Annotated in this window: 15 protein-coding genes and 2 tRNA genes; 9 read left to right on the top strand and 8 right to left on the bottom strand. The window is 56.2% G+C overall.

The window, feature by feature from the left end; translation table 11 throughout:
* Window positions 1-252 precede the first annotated feature (252 nt).
* On the bottom strand, window positions 253-1,188 hold the full coding sequence (locus tag AC2FJV_RS17830) for a LysR substrate-binding domain-containing protein (RefSeq protein ID WP_496714206.1): 936 nt from the start codon (window positions 1,186-1,188) through the stop codon (window positions 253-255).
* Window positions 1,189-1,427: 239 nt separating this feature from the next.
* On the opposite strand from AC2FJV_RS17830, the gene AC2FJV_RS17825 reads away from it, so the two are divergent.
* From AC2FJV_RS17825 to AC2FJV_RS17805, 5 genes are all read left to right on the top strand, one after another.
* A complete protein-coding gene (locus AC2FJV_RS17825) occupies window positions 1,428-2,381 on the top strand; it encodes an ABC transporter substrate-binding protein (protein ID WP_271951752.1) in 954 nt (317 codons plus the stop codon).
* Window positions 2,382-2,463: 82 nt separating this feature from the next.
* Window positions 2,464-3,492 (top strand): quaternary amine ABC transporter ATP-binding protein, encoded by a 1,029-nt coding sequence (locus tag AC2FJV_RS17820; protein WP_496714204.1) that lies wholly within the window; start codon window positions 2,464-2,466, stop codon window positions 3,490-3,492.
* Window positions 3,492-5,474 carry an ABC transporter permease gene (locus AC2FJV_RS17815; protein WP_496714203.1) on the top strand — a complete coding sequence of 661 codons (1,983 nt, stop codon included), beginning with the start codon at window positions 3,492-3,494 and terminating at the stop codon, window positions 5,472-5,474. The genes AC2FJV_RS17820 and AC2FJV_RS17815 overlap by 1 nt, the downstream gene beginning before the upstream one ends.
* Before the next feature lies 1 nt (window position 5,475).
* Window positions 5,476-5,847 carry a cupin domain-containing protein gene (locus AC2FJV_RS17810; protein WP_496707248.1) on the top strand — a complete coding sequence of 124 codons (372 nt, stop codon included), beginning with the start codon at window positions 5,476-5,478 and terminating at the stop codon, window positions 5,845-5,847.
* Window positions 5,844-8,243, top strand: coding sequence for a trimethylamine N-oxide demethylase (locus tag AC2FJV_RS17805; RefSeq protein WP_496714202.1), 2,400 nt, complete (start codon window positions 5,844-5,846; stop codon window positions 8,241-8,243). Before AC2FJV_RS17810 ends, AC2FJV_RS17805 begins: the two co-directional genes overlap by 4 nt.
* A 410-nt stretch (window positions 8,244-8,653) precedes the next feature.
* On the opposite strand, the gene arsJ is transcribed toward AC2FJV_RS17805, so the two are convergent.
* Genes arsJ through AC2FJV_RS17790 form a run of 3 tightly spaced genes read right to left on the bottom strand, consistent with a single transcriptional unit; the run spans window position 8,654 to window position 11,738 of the window.
* Window positions 8,654-9,913, bottom strand: coding sequence for an organoarsenical effux MFS transporter ArsJ (gene arsJ / locus AC2FJV_RS17800; protein WP_496714201.1), 1,260 nt, complete (start codon window positions 9,911-9,913; stop codon window positions 8,654-8,656).
* Entirely contained in the window at window positions 9,910-10,908 is a 999-nt protein-coding gene (locus AC2FJV_RS17795) for an ArsJ-associated glyceraldehyde-3-phosphate dehydrogenase (protein WP_496690451.1), read from the bottom strand. Before AC2FJV_RS17795 ends, arsJ begins: the two co-directional genes overlap by 4 nt.
* Window positions 10,905-11,738 carry an arsenate reductase/protein-tyrosine-phosphatase family protein gene (locus AC2FJV_RS17790; protein WP_496714200.1) on the bottom strand — a complete coding sequence of 278 codons (834 nt, stop codon included), beginning with the start codon at window positions 11,736-11,738 and terminating at the stop codon, window positions 10,905-10,907. The genes AC2FJV_RS17795 and AC2FJV_RS17790 overlap by 4 nt, the downstream gene beginning before the upstream one ends.
* 176 nt (window positions 11,739-11,914) lie before the next feature.
* Between AC2FJV_RS17790 and AC2FJV_RS17785 the strand changes: the two genes are divergently transcribed.
* Window positions 11,915-11,990, top strand: a tRNA-Thr gene (locus AC2FJV_RS17785).
* A gap of 251 nt (window positions 11,991-12,241) precedes the next feature.
* Here the strand turns inward: AC2FJV_RS17785 and AC2FJV_RS17780 are convergent.
* Window positions 12,242-12,317 (bottom strand) — tRNA-Lys (locus AC2FJV_RS17780).
* 212 nt (window positions 12,318-12,529) lie between these two features.
* Here AC2FJV_RS17780 and dapF point away from each other — a divergent pair.
* The gene (gene dapF, locus AC2FJV_RS17775; protein ID WP_271951728.1) at window positions 12,530-13,372 is read left to right on the top strand and encodes a diaminopimelate epimerase; all 843 of its coding nucleotides are present in this window, start codon (window positions 12,530-12,532) and stop codon (window positions 13,370-13,372) included.
* Entirely contained in the window at window positions 13,369-14,625 is a 1,257-nt protein-coding gene (gene mtaB / locus AC2FJV_RS17770; protein ID WP_496714199.1) for a tRNA (N(6)-L-threonylcarbamoyladenosine(37)-C(2))-methylthiotransferase MtaB, read from the top strand. The genes dapF and mtaB overlap by 4 nt, the downstream gene beginning before the upstream one ends.
* 80 nt (window positions 14,626-14,705) lie before the next feature.
* Here mtaB and AC2FJV_RS17765 read toward each other — a convergent pair whose 3' ends face one another.
* Genes AC2FJV_RS17765 through petA form a run of 3 tightly spaced genes read right to left on the bottom strand, consistent with a single transcriptional unit; the run spans window position 14,706 to window position 17,436 of the window.
* Window positions 14,706-15,491, bottom strand: coding sequence for a cytochrome c1 (locus AC2FJV_RS17765; protein WP_496714198.1), 786 nt, complete (start codon window positions 15,489-15,491; stop codon window positions 14,706-14,708).
* Between the two features lie 17 nt (window positions 15,492-15,508).
* Complete coding sequence (gene petB, locus AC2FJV_RS17760; protein ID WP_142640230.1) at window positions 15,509-16,840, bottom strand: cytochrome b; 1,332 nt, start codon at window positions 16,838-16,840, stop codon at window positions 15,509-15,511.
* An 11-nt stretch (window positions 16,841-16,851) separates the two neighbouring features.
* Window positions 16,852-17,436 (bottom strand): ubiquinol-cytochrome c reductase iron-sulfur subunit, encoded by a 585-nt coding sequence (gene petA, locus AC2FJV_RS17755; protein WP_142640296.1) that lies wholly within the window; start codon window positions 17,434-17,436, stop codon window positions 16,852-16,854.
* 485 nt (window positions 17,437-17,921) lie between these two features.
* On the opposite strand from petA, the gene AC2FJV_RS17750 reads away from it, so the two are divergent.
* Window positions 17,922-18,365 carry a c-type cytochrome gene (locus tag AC2FJV_RS17750; RefSeq protein ID WP_496714197.1) on the top strand — a complete coding sequence of 148 codons (444 nt, stop codon included), beginning with the start codon at window positions 17,922-17,924 and terminating at the stop codon, window positions 18,363-18,365.
* Window positions 18,366-18,378: the final 13 nt, after the last annotated feature.

Here is an 18,378-nt window from a genome sequence, read left to right as displayed (position 1 = left end):
CCAATCTCCTGAATCGGCTTCTTCTTCGCCTCACGCGCAATTTCGATGTCAGATTTATAGCTCATTGGGTTTCGGTCTCCCTGCATAAAATAGGCCAATAGTGTTCCAACCAGAACGGCAAGGAGCCGAACCAGATTCGCATATATTTTTCTTTAAAGTAAATATTTATTCCCTAGGGTCAATATGCGAGTTTAACACTCCCTGAAAGTGCTACTCGATTCATCATTAGGAAACAGAGGCTGGCCACAGCGATCAGGCGTATCTTTTCCGACCCGCGCTGAGACCAAGCAACCAATCTTCAACGATGCGCTGCTCTGGGAAAGCTTTGTGAAGAGGCCTTTTTAACAGGTAGTATCCGGACTGTGTTCGCACTGATGCGCCCTGAACCGGTCTGACCAAAGTGCCGCTTTCAAGCAATGGGTCAACAAGATGGGCCCAACCCAATGCAATTCCCAGTCCATCGACAGCTGCTTGCACTGACAACGGATAGGTATTGAACTCCACTGCCTGTTCCATCGAGGACGTCGATACCCCATTGCCACTGAACCAAGTGCGCCATGTCATCCACTCTGCATGACCACTGGCGACTTCAATAAGTTCCAGTTCCGGCAGCGCAGATATATCTGCCGCTTTGGGGTTGCTCTTGAGATACTCTGGGCTGCAGACCGGAAATACGGTTTCTCCGAACAAAAGCTGTGCCTCGTATCCCGGCCAATCGCCATCTCCACGCAGGATCGTCAAGTCCATCGAATCCGACAGGCACTCTGCGTCGCTGTCAGAAGAGACCAGCGAAATACGGATGCGGCCATTTGATTTGTTGAACTTGCGAAGTTGCGGCATCAGCCAAAGAGACGCGACAGAGTTGGTGGCGGAGATCGATACCGTGTTGGCCTGATGTTTGGCCAGCATATCCCGGCTGACATCCCGCATCAGGTCCAGCGACTTCTCCACGGTTGCCAGCAGGATGGCCCCTTGTTGGGTAAGCGAAACAGATCGGTGCCCTCGCACAAACAACGGCACATCATAGTGTTGCTCTAGCAACCGCACTTTGCGGCTGATCGCCGTTTCAGAGATGTTCAGAACCTTACTGGCCTGCGCAAAGCTCTGCGCCTTTGCGGCAGCTTCAAACGCCAACAAATAGTCGAGCGGCGGAAGGACTTTCCCTGTGACTGAAGTTTTCTTTGGCATTTCAGAGCGGATTCCCGAACTGGACGTTATAGCGATCGAAAAACATTTGGCCTCATCTGCGGGCAATCGATCAGGCAACTAATTGTTAAGATAGCAAAAAGTCGGGTTAGCCTCAAGAATTTATGGTCAAAGACCCTCAAATTTCTGTTCTGCGTCTGGGGCGATTCTGCGCAGAATGCACAAATTCGGGGCCGGAAGAGTCCACAACCTAAAAAATGAACATCACTCAGGGAGCAAACATGAAACTTACAAACCTCCTTTCTGCTGCAACTTTGGCAGCAGTTGCGGGAACAGGGGCGACTGCAGAAGACAGCAGCGACCCGATCGTGATCCCAATTCACAATTGGTCCAGCCAGATCGTGATGTCGAACGTTGTCGGCCTGATCTTTGAAGAGATGGGCAACAACGTCGAATACGTCACCACCGACAGCCAGGCGGTCTATGAATCGGTGCGCCTGGGCGATGTGGCGTTGGAGATGGAAGTCTGGGAAGGCGCGTTTGGCGCGTCCTACAGGGCGGCATTGGAAAAAGGTGGCCTGCATGACGCAGGCGATCATGACGCCGTTACACGTGAGGATTGGTGGTATCCCATGTGGACCAAGGAATCCTGCCCGGGCCTGCCAGATTGGAATGCATTGAACGACTGCGCACACCTGTTCGCGACAGCCGAAACCGGCGACAAGGGTCGGTATCTGGATGGTCCAGTTGACTGGTTGAAGCATGGTAAAGAACGCGCCGAAGCACTTGATCTGAACTTTACCGTGATCAATGCGGGTTCCGCCGCAGCCCTTTGGGCCGAGATAGGCGCGGCTGAGGCCGACAAAACACCGGTACTGGTTTTTAACTGGACGCCAAACTTTGCCGAAGCCGTCTGGCCTGGTGAGTTCGTTGAGTTCCCAGCATGGGAAGACGGATGCGACAAAGACCCAGCCAAGGGTCCTAACCCGAATGCGTTGTATGATTGCGGCAACCCCGCCAAAGGTTACCTGAAAAAGGCAGCCTGGGATGGTATGAAAGACAAATGGCCGGCCGCGTATTGCGCCCTGACAGAGATTTCTTTCACCAATCCGCAGATTGCTGAGATGGCGAAGCTGGTCGATACTGATGAGCTTGAACCGGAAGAAGCCGCCGAAGAATGGCTGGACGCCAACCGCGCTGTCGTCGATCCTTGGATCAGTTCCTGCAGCTCATAATCCGGCTACATCCACCGAAACTGGCGCGGCCTTGACCATCTGATCGATGCAAGGCCGCGCTCAACAAGAAAGTTAGGCAGCCATGTCCGCCACAGCGCCTGTCATCTCAGCCAAAAATGTATGGAAACTGTTTGGGCCCTCGCCAGAGAGCTACCTGAAGTCCATGCCCGCTGGCCGCGGTTTTGATGAAATCCGTGCAGATGGGTATATCGCCGGTGTCAAGGATGTCTCGATTGAGGTTGGCCGTGGCGAAATGCTGGTCATCATGGGTTTGTCAGGGTCAGGCAAGTCGACGCTGGTACGTTGTTTTTCGCGCCTGCACGACATTACAGGCGGAACGATTGAGATTGACGGTCAGGACATCATGAGCCTGAGCGAGCGCGATCTGATTGAATTGCGCAGAAACAAGATGGGCATGGTGTTTCAGTCTTTCGGACTGCTGCCACATCGCACGGTTTTGGACAACGTGGCCTTTCCGTTGGAAATGCGCGGACAAGATCGTCATGATCGGCGCGAACGCGCGCTGGAAGTCATCAAGTTGGTGGGCCTTGAAGGTCGGGAAGAATACTTCCCACGGGAATTGAGCGGCGGCCAACAGCAAAGAGTCGGAATCGCCCGGTCGCTCGCCATTGAACCCGATATCTGGTTTCTGGACGAGCCATTCTCGGCGCTTGATCCACTGATCCGCCGCGAAATGCAGGATGAATTCCTGCGATTGCAAGAGATGCTGGGCAAAACCATCGTTTTCATCACGCATGATTTTGACGAAGCGCTACGTCTGGCAGACCGGATTGCAATCATGCGCAACGGCGCGGTCGAACAATGTGACACCCCCGACAAGATTGTGATGAACCCTGCCACCGAGTACGTGGCCAAGTTTACCGAAGATGTCGACAAGGCCCGGGTCGTACATGCCAAAGGCCTGGCAAAACCTGTGAACGGTCATGCCTTGGAGGGCGCACCAATCAATGGTGGATCAACCATTCACGAACTGGCGCGGGTTCTTGTCAACGATAACCGCATTCTTTTGCCGGTGGCGGATGACAATGGCGTTGTCACCGGTGTTCTGGAACGTGACGCCGCATTGAATGTTCTGCTTGGAGCTGAATGATGGCGGCGCTGTCCACCGAAGTACCGGACACTTCAGACGGGACGTGGGGAAAAACCAGAGTCCTGACTACACTTCTGGCCGCCGCCTTCGTGCTGATCGTTGCCAAAGCTGTCGGAGTTCTTCCCGAATGGCTAAACCGCATCCCCGAAGCCGCGATTCCGCCGACGGCGCAGGTTCTGGATGCAGTCTTCTACTTTATCCAAAATGATCTTGGCCTGATCTATGTCACACGATTTATCGCCGAAGGTCCGCTTGAGTTCCTGCTGGATACGTCAGCGAACCTTCTGGAAGGCAAGCGCCGTTGGCCCAATCTAGGTCCGATCCCATGGTCCGCAATCGCCGCAGTGGCAGCCGTCGTCGGCTACGCCGTAGGTGGTTGGCGTCTGGCCGCATTAGGCGCGGGAACCTTCATCTGGACGGCCGCGATCGGGCAGTGGAAGATCGCCATGCAGACGATGTCTGTCATCGTGGTTGCCGCACCGCTGGCGTTTCTTTTGGGCTTGATACTGGGCATCGCCGCCTGGAAATACCGCTGGTTCGAGCGGATGCTGAAACCCATGCTGTCCGTGCTGCAAACCCTGCCCTTCTTTACGTATCTCTTGCCAGCAGTGATCTTTTTTAAGGTCGGACCGACAGCTGGGGCTGTTGCAACGATTACCTTTGCCATCCCGCCGATGATCCTGATGACCACGTTGGGTCTGAAGAAAGTCAGCCCCGAAGTGATCGAAGCAGGCCAGATGTCTGGATGTACCAAATGGCAGATGCTACGCCATGTTTACGTGCCGGCTGCGCGCACCGAAGTTCTGGTCGGCGTCAATCAGGTTATCATGCTGTGTCTGGCAATGGTGGTTCTGACCGCCTTTATCGGAATGCCCGGTCTTGGCGCGAAACTGCTGGCGATGATGGGTAGTTTCAAGCTGGGCCGTTCTTTCGAGATTGGCGTAACCATCGTCCTTCTGGCTGTCACGTTGGATCGGATGTCAAAGGCCTGGGTCGTCAAACAGCCAGTGCACTTCGAACGCGGCACCCCGTGGTGGAAGCGCCACCAGATTTCGCTGGTCGCACTGGGTCTGTTTGTTGGGTTCACTCTGTTGTCTCAGGTCTTCCCGATCCTGGCCGAAATTGGCCGCAAGCAGCATCTAAGCCAGGGCAAGGAAATCGACGTGGTTATCAAGTCGTTCCTGGCCATCGACATGATCAAAGGGACAACCGAATGGTTGCGCTGGTTTCTGAACGTCAAGGTTCTGATTCCATTCCGGAATACGCTACTCGCCATTCCAACTCCCGCGTTCATCCTGCTGGTTGTTTCCTTTGCTTATTGGGTTGGTGGCCGAAAGCCCGGCATCTACGCAGCGATCTTCTTTACGATTGTCGCGTTCTCGGGCTGGTGGGATCGGTCGGTTATTACTTTGTATACCGTGATCTCGGCCGTTGCGCTGGCAACCATGATCGGTATCCCCCTGGGCGTTGTCGCTGCGCGGTCCGCGCGTTGGTCCAAGAGCATTTTGCTGGCTTGCGACACTGCGCAAACCTTCCCCAGCTTCATTTACTTGATCCCTGCGATCATGTTGTTCGGGGTCAATGATGTCGCGGTTGTGTTCTCGATTCTGATCTTCGCCGCTGTCCCGCTGATCCGGTACACCATTATTGGCCTCAGCAACGTGCCGCCGGAAATGACCGAGGCAGCAGATATGTCCGGCTCGACCCGCCGGCAAAAACTTATGTCGGTTCAGTTCCCTCTGGCGCTGCCAACTATGGCGGTCGGGTTTAATCAAGCCATCATGTTCGCCTTCTTCATGGTCATTATCGCGGCCTTCATTGGAACGCAGGATCTGGGGCAGGAACTTCAACGAACTCTGGCAGGTACCGAACTGGGCAAGAACTTTGTGCTCGGCATGAATGTCTCGCTGATGGCGCTTACCTTCGACATGGCGATCAGCAGTTGGGCTGATCAGCGCAAAAAGCGGTTGGGGCTCGACTAAGATGGAACAACAGCAGAGCGCTCGCACCGTTATCCGCTTCGATGACCCCGGATTTGTCCGGATGCGAATGGACGGCCTGCCCGATGCGCAGGTCTGGTGGAAGAATATCAGTTTCGATGAAGAAACCGGACAAGGCAGCTATCTGATGAAGATGGCGCCAGGCACACGTTCGAACCCTCATGTCCATTACGGGCCGGAAGAGTTCTTTGTGCTTGAGGGCGATCTGACCGACCACGACGGGTTTCGATATCGCAGCGGCGATTTTGTCAGCCTTGCTGCCGGGTTCAGCCACTATTCGCGAACCGAGGCGGGATGCCTCTTGGTGGTCACCCATCGCGGTGCAACCGAAGCCATTCAGGAAAACACACTATGAATGTGAAGCCGGTCTTCGAAGTTCCATTCGAACGCAGCGGGGTTCTGGCCCCCGGCCTTCCGATCCTGCCGCATGGAACGGAACGCCACCCGATCCCCGGAATGGGGTCGCGCGCGGTACCGGTGTCCAAGGGCGATACCATCACGCTGCTGGACCGCGATGGGATGCAACCGGCTGAGATGGTCTTCTTTTCTCCTGACCGAAGCTCCGATGCAGCCATGCTGGGCACTCAGGGGCATGGACGGCCCGAAGGTTTGATCACAACCCTCGCAAATGGATCAGCATCTGGCAAAAAAGTTCTGCGTGCATTGGAAATCGCGGGCTTCGACATCGGAAAAGGTGACGCAATCCGGGCATTCGCTGGCGGTTCACGCCCGGGCGACATGGTGCATTTCGTGGCGGAAAGCGATGGTCTTTTGATTGTCGCTGCACCAGGCAAGGCTATGCGCCCCGAGGACAACAACCCTCCTACGGATATCATCTTGTACATCCAGCGCTCAGCGCCCGGATTGGAAAAGCCCGATGTCGGACCACCCGATCCGCTGGCCGATCCGCTTAAGGATTTCAATATTCAGCCGGGAAATGCGCACTCATACGAAGTGAAGGCCGGTGAATTCATCCAGATCGTCGATATTCGTGGCCGAGAGTGTTCCGATTTTCAGGCATTCAGCCGCCGCGCACTGGATCAGGGGATCGAGCGTGAAATCGACCCGACAACAACACGCAGCCTGATGGGCAGCTTGTATCCTCAACCCGGGATTTTCTCAAAGTACTGGTCAGTAGATCAAGAGCCTCTGATCGAAATCGTTCAAGATACCTGTGGGCGCCATGACACGTTCGGTCTGGCCTGTACGGCGCGATATTACGAAGACCTTGGCTATCCCGGCCATGTGAATTGTTCGGACAATATCAACAAGGATCTGGACCAATATGGCATCAAGCCGCGCGGTGGCTGGCCAGCGATCAACTTCTTTTTCAACACGATGCTGGATGACACCAACGCCATTGGGATGGACGATCCGTGGTCGCGACCCGGTGACTTCGTCCTGCTGCGCGCCCTGACCGATCTGGTTTGCGTCAGCACCGGCTGTCCCTGCGATATCGACCCGGCAAATGGCTGGAATCCAACAGACATTCAAGTGCGAACCTATAAGGCGACCGAGGATTTCAAGCGGTCCTATGGCTATAGAAAATCTGCGGAGGCGGATGTGGAAGAAACTAAGAAAACAGCATTTCACGACTGCTTTGCACGGCACACCCGTGATTTCGTCGAATACAATGGCTATTGGCTGCCCAACACGATGACCAATCATGGCGCGATTGCCGAATATTGGACTTGCAGGGACAAGGTTGCTGTCATGGACCTCAGCCCGCTGCGCAAATACGAAGTCGTGGGACCTGACGCCGAAGAACTGATGCAGCTTTGCGTGACCCGCAACATGAAAAAGCTGAGCGTTGGTCAGGTCGTTTATACGGCCATGTGCTACGAGCACGGCGGTATGATCGACGATGGCACCGTCTACCGGTTGGGTGAGACGAACTTCCGCTGGATCGGTGGGAATGACACCAGCGGGTTGTGGCTGCAGGAACAGGCGCTCAAACGCAATATGAATGTCTGGGTGCGCAACTCTACGGACCAGTTGCACAACATTGCAGTTCAGGGGCGGCATAGCCGCGACATACTTTCCAAGATATTCTGGACACCGCCTCAGCAACCAACGATCGACGAACTGCCGTGGTTCAGGCTTTCGGTCGCGCGGGTTGGTGATGTGCAGGGGACTTCTGTTGTAATTTCTCGGACCGGCTATTCCGGAGAGCTTGGGTATGAAATCTTCTGCCACCCCAAGGATGCCGTCGAAATCTTTGATCGTGTCTGGGAGGTGGGCCAAGAGTATGGCATTGCGCCTCTGGGCCTGGGCGCATTGGACATGTTGCGGATCGAGGGCGGTCTGATCTTTGCCGGGTCAGAATTCGACGATCAGACCGATCCGTTCGAGGCCGGCATCGGCTTTACTGTGCCGCTGAAATCAAAGACCGACGACTTCATTGGGCGGGCGGCGATAGAGGAGCGCAAGGCCCACCCACACCGCAAACTGGTTGGATTTGAGATCGAAGGGGGTACGGTCCCCTCACCCGGTGACTGCGTGCGCGTTGGGAAAGCGCAGGTCGGAGAGATTACCAGCGCGATGAAATCACCCATCCTCGGCAAGGTCATCGCTTTGGGTCGGATTTCGGTTACCCATGCCATCGTTGGAGCGGACATCGAAATCGGGCAGCTGGACGGCCAACAAAAGCGGTTGAAAGCCAAGATCGTGCCATTCCCGCATTTCGATCCAACAAAGGAACGTGTGAAGGGAATGTACGCAGAAGCGACGGTTCCGAACGCTGCAGAATAGCGACGGTGGTGTGACATTAACTTCTACCCGACCAAGGAATGCTGATGCTCGGACCTCATGCAACTCGAGTGGTGGCTTTCCAGGTCAAATGCCTCTGGGCAGTGACATTGGATTGTTAAGGCTGAGCGGTCGGCCACGAACCACTGCAAGCCTTATTGCTTGGGTACCAAAAAAATAATCTTTTGCTTCAGTGAGCTTTCGAACGTGTTGCTTTGCGCGCTTCCCGAGTGTGCCACTGAGATTTCGAAACAACAAATTGGATCCGCTGAAATGCCCTGCGGCATCGCCAATAAAGCGTTTCTGCCGGATAGCGTAACATGTAGGGGCTAATTCCATTTGTCCCGTCACAGAATTCATCGGCAAAAATAATGACGTCCATGCCGCATTCGCGAGCAAGCTTGGTGAGAATGCTAACCCACCGCCAAACGGTCCTGCATCCTGTCCGAGGCCATGGCGGACAGAGCGACCATTGTTGCGGCTGTTCCCAGAACCATTGCCAAACCACCGATCTGGTAAGTGAGGCCAGACAGCACTGTGCCCAGCAATCGGCCAGCCGCGTTGGCCATGTAATAGAAACCGACATCCATCGTGACCCGCTCGGCCTGAGAAAAGGACAGGATCAGATAGGAATGCAGCGAAGAGTTCACGGCAAAGATCACTCCAAAGATCAGCAAGCCGATCACCAGCGTAATGGTCAGCCAAGTGGCGGGCCCCGAGGATAAGGCTACAGCGACGGTCAGGGCGGCAGGCACGCAGAACAGGGTTACGGCCCAATCGCGCGCGGCGCGGATCAATTGGGGCTCGGACCGGTCAGAGGCGCGCAGGATCTTCGGGGCGCTGGCCTGAACTGCGCCGTATAGGATGATCCAGGCCGCCATGAATGTCCCGATCATGAAAAAGGCCGCTCGGTTCCCGGTTTCGGACCCGTCGGACAATACCGCATAGAAATAGATCGGAATCCCGACCACAAACCACACATCGCGCGCGCCAAACAGAAACATGCGGGACAAGCACAGCCAGTTGATATTGGGGGATTTCGAAAAAACCTCAGAGAATTTTGCGCCTTTACGCCCTTTGGGCAGGCCCAGCGGCATGAATAGAACGACCGCGATCAGGATGACGCCCAGCACCATAGCCATGGCCAGCACCGCCCAGTTAAAGCCAAACGTTGCCAACAGACCTGCGCCCAGCAAAAAGCCCAGCCCTTTGACCGCGTTCTTGGACCCGGTCAGCAGGGCAACCCAGCGAAACAGGCCGCCATCCTCGGTCGGGGCCAGCAGTTTCACGGCGGATTTCGAAGACATCTTGGCCAGATCCTTGGCCACGCCGCTGGCACCCTGAACGATCATGACAAAGGCCACTTTAGCTGGAATGGCCCAATTAGGGTCTAGTTGAGTCAGCAGCAGCAACGCCCCCACCTGCAGGCCAAGCCCCGCATAGAGCGTCGAGGTCAACCCGAACCGAGCCGCAATCCAGCCCGCCGCCAGATTGGTGCCGATACCGGCAATTTCATACAGAACAAACAGATAGGCCAGCTGGACCGGCGAGAAGCCCATCGTATGAAAATGCAGCAGCACCAGCATACGAAGCGCGCCGTCGGTCAGCATGAATGCCCAATAGGCTGCCGTGACCGCGATATAGGCGGACAACCCTTCGGGCTTCTGGGTCACAGCGCGGCTCCGACCATGAGCGCGACGTCGACCAGACGGTGCGCGTATCCCATCTCATTGTCATACCAGGCGTAGATCTTTACCTGGGTGCCGTTCACCACCATCGTCGACGGGGCGTCGATGATCGAAGAACGCTGATCATTGGTATAGTCGGTCGACACCAGAGGGCGGGTTTCATAGCCCAGAATACCCTTCAAATCTCCATCGGCGGCTTCTTTGAATAACGCGTTGACCTCTTCGACGGTTGTTTCCCGCTCTACTTCGAACACGCAATCGGTCAGCGAGGCATTCAGCAGCGGCACCCGGACCGCGTGACCGTTCAGCCGTCCTTGGAGTTCCGGGTAAATCAGGGTGATTGCCGTGGCCGAGCCGGTGGTGGTCGGGATCAGTGAGTTCAGAGCCGACCGCGCGCGGCGCAGGTCTTTGGCCGGGCGATCCACGATAGTCTGCGTGTTCGTTACGTCGTGGATTGTGGTCATCGACCCGTGGCGAATGCCGATATTCTCATGGATCACCTTGACCACCGGCGCCAGGCAGTTGGTGGTGCAAGAGGCAGCCGTCACGATGTGATGCGCGCTCGGATCATATGTACCTTCGTTCACGCCCATCACGATATTGGCGGTCGGGCCATCCTTGACCGGTGCCGAGACGACAACCTTCCTGACGCCTGCATCAAAATATGGCGCCAGCTTGATCTCGGTTTTGAAGGCGCCTGTGCAGTCAATCACCACGTCGACCCCGTCCAGTGGCAGCGCGTTCAGGTCGCGGGTACCGACAAACGGCAAGTGCATACCCTCTATGGTGACGCTGTCTTTGTCATAGTCAAAATCTGCTTCCCAGCGTCCATGAACCGTGTCGAATTCCAGCAAATGCGCGTGCATTTCAGGATCACCGATCCCGTCATTGATCCAGGCGATCTTTGCGCCTTTCTCCAATAGTGGTTTCAGGGCCAGCTTGCCCATCCGGCCAAGGCCATTCACGGCGTAGGTTGTCATGTCATGTCCTCGTCAGATGTTCTGGCAATATCGTCGACAGCAGATTGCAAGGCGATCCGGTCGAGGCTTTCGACCGGCAGCGAGGTAAAGGCCTCGATCCTGCGCCTGAGCGAACCATAGGCGTTCTGGAAGGCCAGGCTTTTTTCAGCCTTCGTGCCTGTCGCCATGACCGGGTCGACCACGCCCCAGTGACCGCTGATCGGCTGGCCATCCCAGGCCGGGCATTCCTCATTCGCGGCCTGATTGCAGACGGTAAAGACAAAATCCATCTCGGGCACGTCAGAGGTGGCAAATTCTGACATATGTTTCGAGCGCAGAGCCGAAACGTCATGCCCTTTGTCCTTAAGGACCTGCACCGCTATAGGGTTGAGCCCGGATGAAGGCTGCGTTCCCGCAGAATATGCGTTGAAACGCTCACCCGCCAGCGCGCGAAGGATAGATTCAGCAAATATCGAACGGGCGGAATTGCCAACGCACAGGAAAAGAACGTTATATTTTCGGTCCGCTGATCTGTCGCTGTCCCAGCCTGACGGGATACAGATTTCGGGGCGTCCGCGGCAGCAATCGTTCAGTAGGTAATCCAGCATCTGCTGCACATTCTGCATCTCGATCGAGTAGAGCAAAGAGGTACCAGACCGATTCTGCCGGACCAGCCCCGCCTGTCGCAACGCGTTCAGATAGTTCGATAATGTGTTGGGCTTGATCCCCAGCCCCAAGGCAAGCTCTCCGGCCGGGACAGCGTCAGGAAAGCGTCGCATCAACATGCGAAACACTGAAAGCCGTTGCGGGTGACCCAAAGTCGCCAGTTGTTCTGTTGCTATTATTTCCATATTTCATGAAATATGGAAATATATAACTGCAGTCAACCCGGTTCCGATTTCCAGTGCGCGCCGGACCCTCAATGAACGGTGATAACAAAATGCGGAAACAGGTGCTTCTGAGGTCATGAAACCCGGGGTTTCACCGCTTGCAAGCACCCGCACGAGGGTTTAAACGAGCCTCGCTTGCCTCAATAGCTCAGCTGGTAGAGCAGGTCCTTCGTAAGGACAAGGTCGGGGGTTCGAGTCCCTCTTGAGGCACCATTTACATTCAGAGGCTAACAGAAGTCGCAAACCCTTGAACGTAAATTGATTTCTGCAGTTCGAAGGGTTTTGTCCCGCCAACTTGCCGTTTGGATTCTCACACCCGTAATTGGACGAAGGTGACATCGAAGCAGCCATCGCCGATAAGCTACAATCGCCACGGATCTCCTTGGCAGATCATCGCACATGCGGTGTGGTTATACGTTCGCATCAATCTGATCCTGCGTAACGCCTTGGTGCTATGTAAAAAGTGGTGAGCCGTGCAGGATTCGAACCTGCGACCCACTGATTAAAAGTCAGTTGCTCTACCAACTGAGCTAACGGCCCACTCTTTTGTTTGGATCCTTTGGATCCGTGGCGCTCTGTAAGGCATTTTCCCGACTGGGTTCAAGACCTTATTTCACACCTCGTTACGCCTGTAGTTTCTTTCGAAACGGCGTCCCGATAGGCGGCCTACTTAGGCAGGTGGCGCAAGGGGGTCAACCCCTTTTTTCACGAATCTGCGCCACAGGGTGGATTCCCATCCGCAGCAACGTTATATGCCCGCCATGCAAGGAATTCAGAACACCGGATTGCCCTTTATGAAGATGCATGGGCTGGGCAATGACTTTGTCATTGTGGATGCGCGCGCGCATGAGGTCGGGGTGACACCAGCCTTGGCTCAAGCCATTGGGCATCGGCAATTTGGGGTCGGCTTTGATCAGCTCGCCGTCATCGAAAACGGCGCATCAGATGCCCATCTGGTGTTCTACAACGCCGATGGCTCGACCTCGGCCGCCTGTGGCAATGCCACCCGCTGTATCGCGCGGTTTCTGATGGAGGAAACCGGCAAACAGACCCTGACCCTGACCACCGAGCGGGGAACGCTCTATGCAAGCGATGCGGGGGACGGGCTGACTTCGGTTAATATGGGACTGCCGCAGCTGAACTGGCACGAGATTCCACTGACCGAAGACGTGGACACCTTGGAACTGCCGATCGAAGGCGCCCCAACCGCCACCGGCATGGGAAACCCGCATTGCACCTTCTTTGTCGACAATGCCGAGGCGATTCCGCTGGCAGAGTTCGGCGCACGGTATGAATATCATCCGCTCTATCCAGAACGGACCAATGTACAAGTGGCACAGCTGATCGGTCCGGATCATATCCGCATGCGCGTATGGGAACGGGGCGTTGGCATCACCCTGGCCTCTGGCTCTTCGTCCTGCGCAACGGCCGTGGCCGCAGCCCGGCGCGGCCTGACCGGACGCAAGGTTCAGATCGAGCTGGACGGCGGCACGATTTGGATTGATTGGCGCGACGATGGCGTCTGGATGACCGGCCCTACCGCCCATGTCTTCTCAGGCCTGCTGACGCCGGAATTCCTGAGGTCGCTGGGATGAACCCGCCCAAATTCGCCACGCTGGGCTGCCGCCTGAACGCCTATGAGACCGAGGCGATGAAAGAGCTGTCGCAACAGGCCGGTCTGACCGATGCGGTGGTGGTGAACACCTGCGCCGTGACCGCCGAGGCAGTGCGCAAGGCCCGGCAGGAAATCCGCAAACTGCGCCGCGAAAACCCGAATGCCCGGCTGATTGTGACCGGCTGCGCTGCGCAGACAGAACCGCAGACCTTTTCCCAGATGGAAGAGGTCGATGCCGTCATTGGCAACACGGAAAAGATGCGACCCGAAACCTGGAAAGGTATGGCGGCGGATTTCATTGGTGAAACCGAGGCCGTCCAGGTTGATGACATCATGTCGGTTACCGAAACCGCTGGCCACTTGATCGACGGGTTTGGCACTCGGTCCCGCGCCTATGTACAGGTTCAGAATGGCTGTGACCACCGCTGTACCTTCTGCATCATCCCATATGGCCGCGGTAATTCGCGCAGCGTCCCCGCGGGCGTTGTTGTGGACCAGATCAAGCGTCTGGTCGATAAGGGCTATAATGAGGTCGTTCTGACCGGCGTTGACCTGACCTCATGGGGAGCTGACCTGCCTTCCCAGCCAAAGCTGGGTGATTTGGTTATGCGCATCCTCAAACTGGTGCCCGATTTGCCGCGCCTCCGGATCAGCTCGATCGATTCGATCGAGGTCGATGAAAACCTGATGCAGGCCATTGCCACAGAACCCCGCCTGATGCCTCACTTGCATCTGTCGCTGCAGCATGGCGACGATCTGATCCTGAAGCGGATGAAACGCCGCCATTTGCGTGACGATGCGATCCGCTTTACCCAAGAGGCCCGCAAACTGCGCCCCGAGATGACCTTTGGCGCTGACATCATCGCCGGTTTCCCGACCGAGACCGAGGCGCATTTCGAAAACTCGCTAAGGCTGATTGCCGATTGCGATCTGACATGGCTGCATGTCTTCCCCTACTCCAAACGCGAAGGTACACCCGCTGCCCGCATTCCGCAGCAGGTCAACGGCAATGTCATCAAAACCCGCGCCGCCCGTCTGCGTGCCGCTGGCGAGGTGCAGATTGCCAAGCACCTGACCGCCCAGGTTGGCAAGGTACATCACATCCTGATGGAAAATCCGCATATGGGCCGCACCGAGCAGTTCACCGAAGTCACGTTCAAAACCGCTCAATCCGAAGGGCAAGTCGTGACCGCCACCATCACCGGCCGCTCCGCAACACAGCTCAGCGCCTGATTCGCCCCTTCCACCCCAAAGCAACAAAAAAACCCCCGCTGCCAGTGGCGCGGGGGTTTCTAACTTTTCTGAAAAAGCGCTTAGTGTTTCTTCTTGCCTTTAACGCCTGCCCACAGACGCTTGTTGACCAGATACAGCAGGACCGACAGAAGCGTCAGGAAGACAACACCGACAAAGCCCGAATACTTACGCTCCATCATCTTCGGTTCAGCCGTCCACATCAGAAAGGCTGCAACGTCTTCCGACATATGCTCGACGTCATTTGCGTGGCCATCGGCAAACTCGACCTGCTCATCCGAAAGCGGGGGCGCCATCGAAATCCAACCACCGGGGAAGGCGGTGTTTTCGTACAGAACCGTTCCCGCTTCTTCCTTTTCGTGGCCAGTATAACCATCCAGCAACGAGGCGATGTATTCCGGGCCGCCCATGCCGTTGACCAGCTGGTTGATCCCCAGACCGTAAGGGCCGTGGAAACCGGCACGCGCCTTGGCCATCAGGCTCAGGTCGGGTGCGCCAACGCCATCATTGGCGGGGAAATGGTCAACGGGTTTTGCCGGGCGGAAGTCGTCCAGCTCGGGGTCGAACACTTCAAAGTTGCCCGCCGCATAAGCGGTGACTTCGTCTTCCGAATAGCCCAGCGCTTCGAGGTCACGCAGAGGCACATAGCGCAGGCCGTGGCAGGCCGCGCAAACCTCGGTGTAAATCTGCAGGCCGCGCTGTAACTGGTGTTGATCCCAAGTTCCGAACGGACCTTCGAATGAGAATTGGAAGTCCTCGATATGCTGTTCGCCTCCGCCTGCCGCGTTAGACGCGACAGGAGCAAATGCGATAGCAAACGCGGCACCGATTGCAAGTTTCTTGAACATGTTTCCGGTCCCTCTTCTTACTCGGCCGGCGTGGCATCGGCGTCAGCCTTGCCATAATGCGCGTTGAAGTCTTCTTCGATGGTTTCCGGCTGTGCATCGGGTTTTTCGATGACACCCAGAACCGGCAGGATCACGAAGAAATAGCCGAACCAGTAGGCCGATGCGATTAACGAGAAGGTCGCATAGGGCTCTTCTGCGGGCATCGCACCCAGCCACATCAGGGCAAAGAAGTCGACGATCAGCAGGTAGAACCACCATTTGAACATCGGCCGGTATTTACCCGAACGTACGGTTGACGTGTCCAGCCATGGCGCCAGAGCCATAGCCAGGATCGCACCAAACATCGCCAGAACACCAAAAAACTTGGCGTCAATGATGCCGCCGGTGATGAAGCTGGCGAATTGAACAACCCAGACCTCGCCGGTAAAGGCACGCAGGATCGCGTAGAACGGCAAGAAGTACCATTCGGGCACGATATGTGCCGGTGTTACCAGCGGGTTGGCTTCGATGTAGTTATCCGGGTGGCCTAGATAGTTCGGCATGAAACCAACGATTGCCCAGAACACAACAAGGATGACCGCCAGTGCGAACAGGTCCTTGATCACGAAGTAAGGCCAGAAGGGCAGCGTGTCTTTCTCAGCCTCGGCTTTCGAACCGCGGCGAACCTCAACACCTGTCGGGTTGTTGTTGCCGGTGGTGTGGAAAGCCCAGACATGCACGATGACAAGCGCCGCAATTACAAAGGGCAGCAGGTAGTGCAGCGAGAAGAAGCGGTTCAGCGTGGCGTTGTCCACAGCCGGTCCGCCCAGCAGCCAAGTCTGGATCGCGTCACCCACAAATGGGATCGCACCAAACAGGCCGGTGATCACGGTCGCACCCCAGAAGGACATCTGACCCCAGGGCAGAACATAGCCCATAAAGGCAGTGCCCATCATACAGAGATAGATCAGCATCCCAATGATCCACGTAACCTCGCGCGGGGCTTTGTACGAGCCATAGAACAGGCCGCGGAAGATGTGGATGTATACCGCGACAAAGAACAGCGATGCGCCGTTCATGTGCAGATACCGCAGCATATAGCCGCCATTCACGTTGCGCATGATGTGCTCGATGCTAGCAAAGGCCAGATCAACATGCGGAGTGTAGTGCATCACCAGAACGATACCGGTGACAATTTGCAGGACCAGGCAAAACGCCAGGACGATGCCCCAGATCCACCACCAGTTCAGGTTCTTGGGGGTTGGGATCATCAGGGTGTCATAGATCAGGCCGACGATGGGCAGGCGGCTGTTCAGCCACTTCTCGCCACTTGTCTTCGGCTCATAGTGATCGTGGGGAATTCCGGACATCTGGGTCTCCCTTAGCCGAGTTTGATGGTGCTGGCGTCCGTCCACTCAGCGGGCGGAACGGGCAGGTTTTCAGGTGCGGGACCTTTGCGGATACGTCCAGCCATATCGTAATGCGAGCCGTGGCAGGGGCAGAACCAGCCGCCAAAGTCACCAGCATCGCCCAGCGGGACACAACCGAGGTGAGTACAGACGCCCATCTGGACGATCCAGGCACCTGCGGCTTCGCCTTCCGGCGACGGCATCACGCGGTTTGCATCCGTGGCCGGTGCATCAGCATTCAGATTGAAGTTACGGGCCAGCGGGTCAGGCAGGGCATCCACGCCATCGGCGTCCTGCTTCTGCGCTTCGTCGATTTCGACACCGGTGCGGTGACGGATGAACACGGGTTTGCCCAGCCATTTGACGGTCAGCTGGGTTCCGGGCTCGACACCGCTCACATCCACGCGGATCGAGGACAGCGCCTGAACGTCTGCCGAGGGGTTCATTTGGTTGATCAGGGGCCATACGGCTGCACCCGTCGCAACGACACCTGCGCCGCCTGCGACGTAGTAGAGGAAATCTCTGCGGGTGCCTTCGTGGTCTTCTGCGTGGGACACGAGGTTTTCTCCGATTCCGGCGCCCGGCAATACCGGGCAAACATGCATCAGCACCGCATCAAAGCGGCGTCTCATCGCGGCTATCTATCCGGGAGAAATCGGTTCGTCCAGCGGTCATAGGCGCGCACTACGCCCCATCTTGGCATTCATGTCACAACGAAAGGCGTTTTTTTCAAGGGATGGGCCGGATTACCCGTGAAAGTTTGCCCTGCCGCGCGGGTGGTTCAGGGAGTGATTCGGATGGCAACCAGGAAACGAAAACACCCTCACAACACAGAACCGGAGACTGTTGACCGGCGAAAATCTGCAAAATTCTGACCTGATTTTGCCACGCAAAAATCCACTTCGATTGAATCTACCTCGGCTAAAATAATGAGTTAAAAATAGATATTTTTCAACACACTAGACGAGTCTCAATTCGATTGCACATTTGGCTGGAATGTCCCAAGGGCCTGTAACAGGACCAACCTTAACGGGATTTTTCCATGCCAAAGCTTTTTATAGCCACTCTAACCTTCGCCCTGACCCTTTCATCGCAATCCATCGCCGCCGGCGATCCGGCAAAGGGGGAAAGCCTCTACAATCGGTGCTCTTCGTGCCACGCAATTATCAAAGATGGAAAAGTTCTGGTCAAAGGCGGCATCACCGGGCCGAATCTCTATGGGGTCGTAGGCCGGGTGGCCGGAACAGAAACCGATTACCTGAACGGAAGCGAACGCCTACCAATCGGGATGTACACCGATGACATGATCCGTGCAGGCCAGGAAGGGCTGGTCTGGACACAGGAAAACATCGTCGAATATTCGCAGGACCCGATTGTTTTCCTGAGGGATTATCTGGATGACGAAACCGCCCGTCCGAACATGAGCGTCAAACTGAAAAAAGGGGCTGAGGATGTCGCCGCTTATCTGGCGACCTTCAGCAACTGACCAGCCCGTCCGC

The organism is Ruegeria sp. CDSA241, assembly GCF_059611265.1.
Note: the sequence above shows the minus strand (reverse complement) of the source record. Positions and strands in the feature narration are given on the sequence as shown.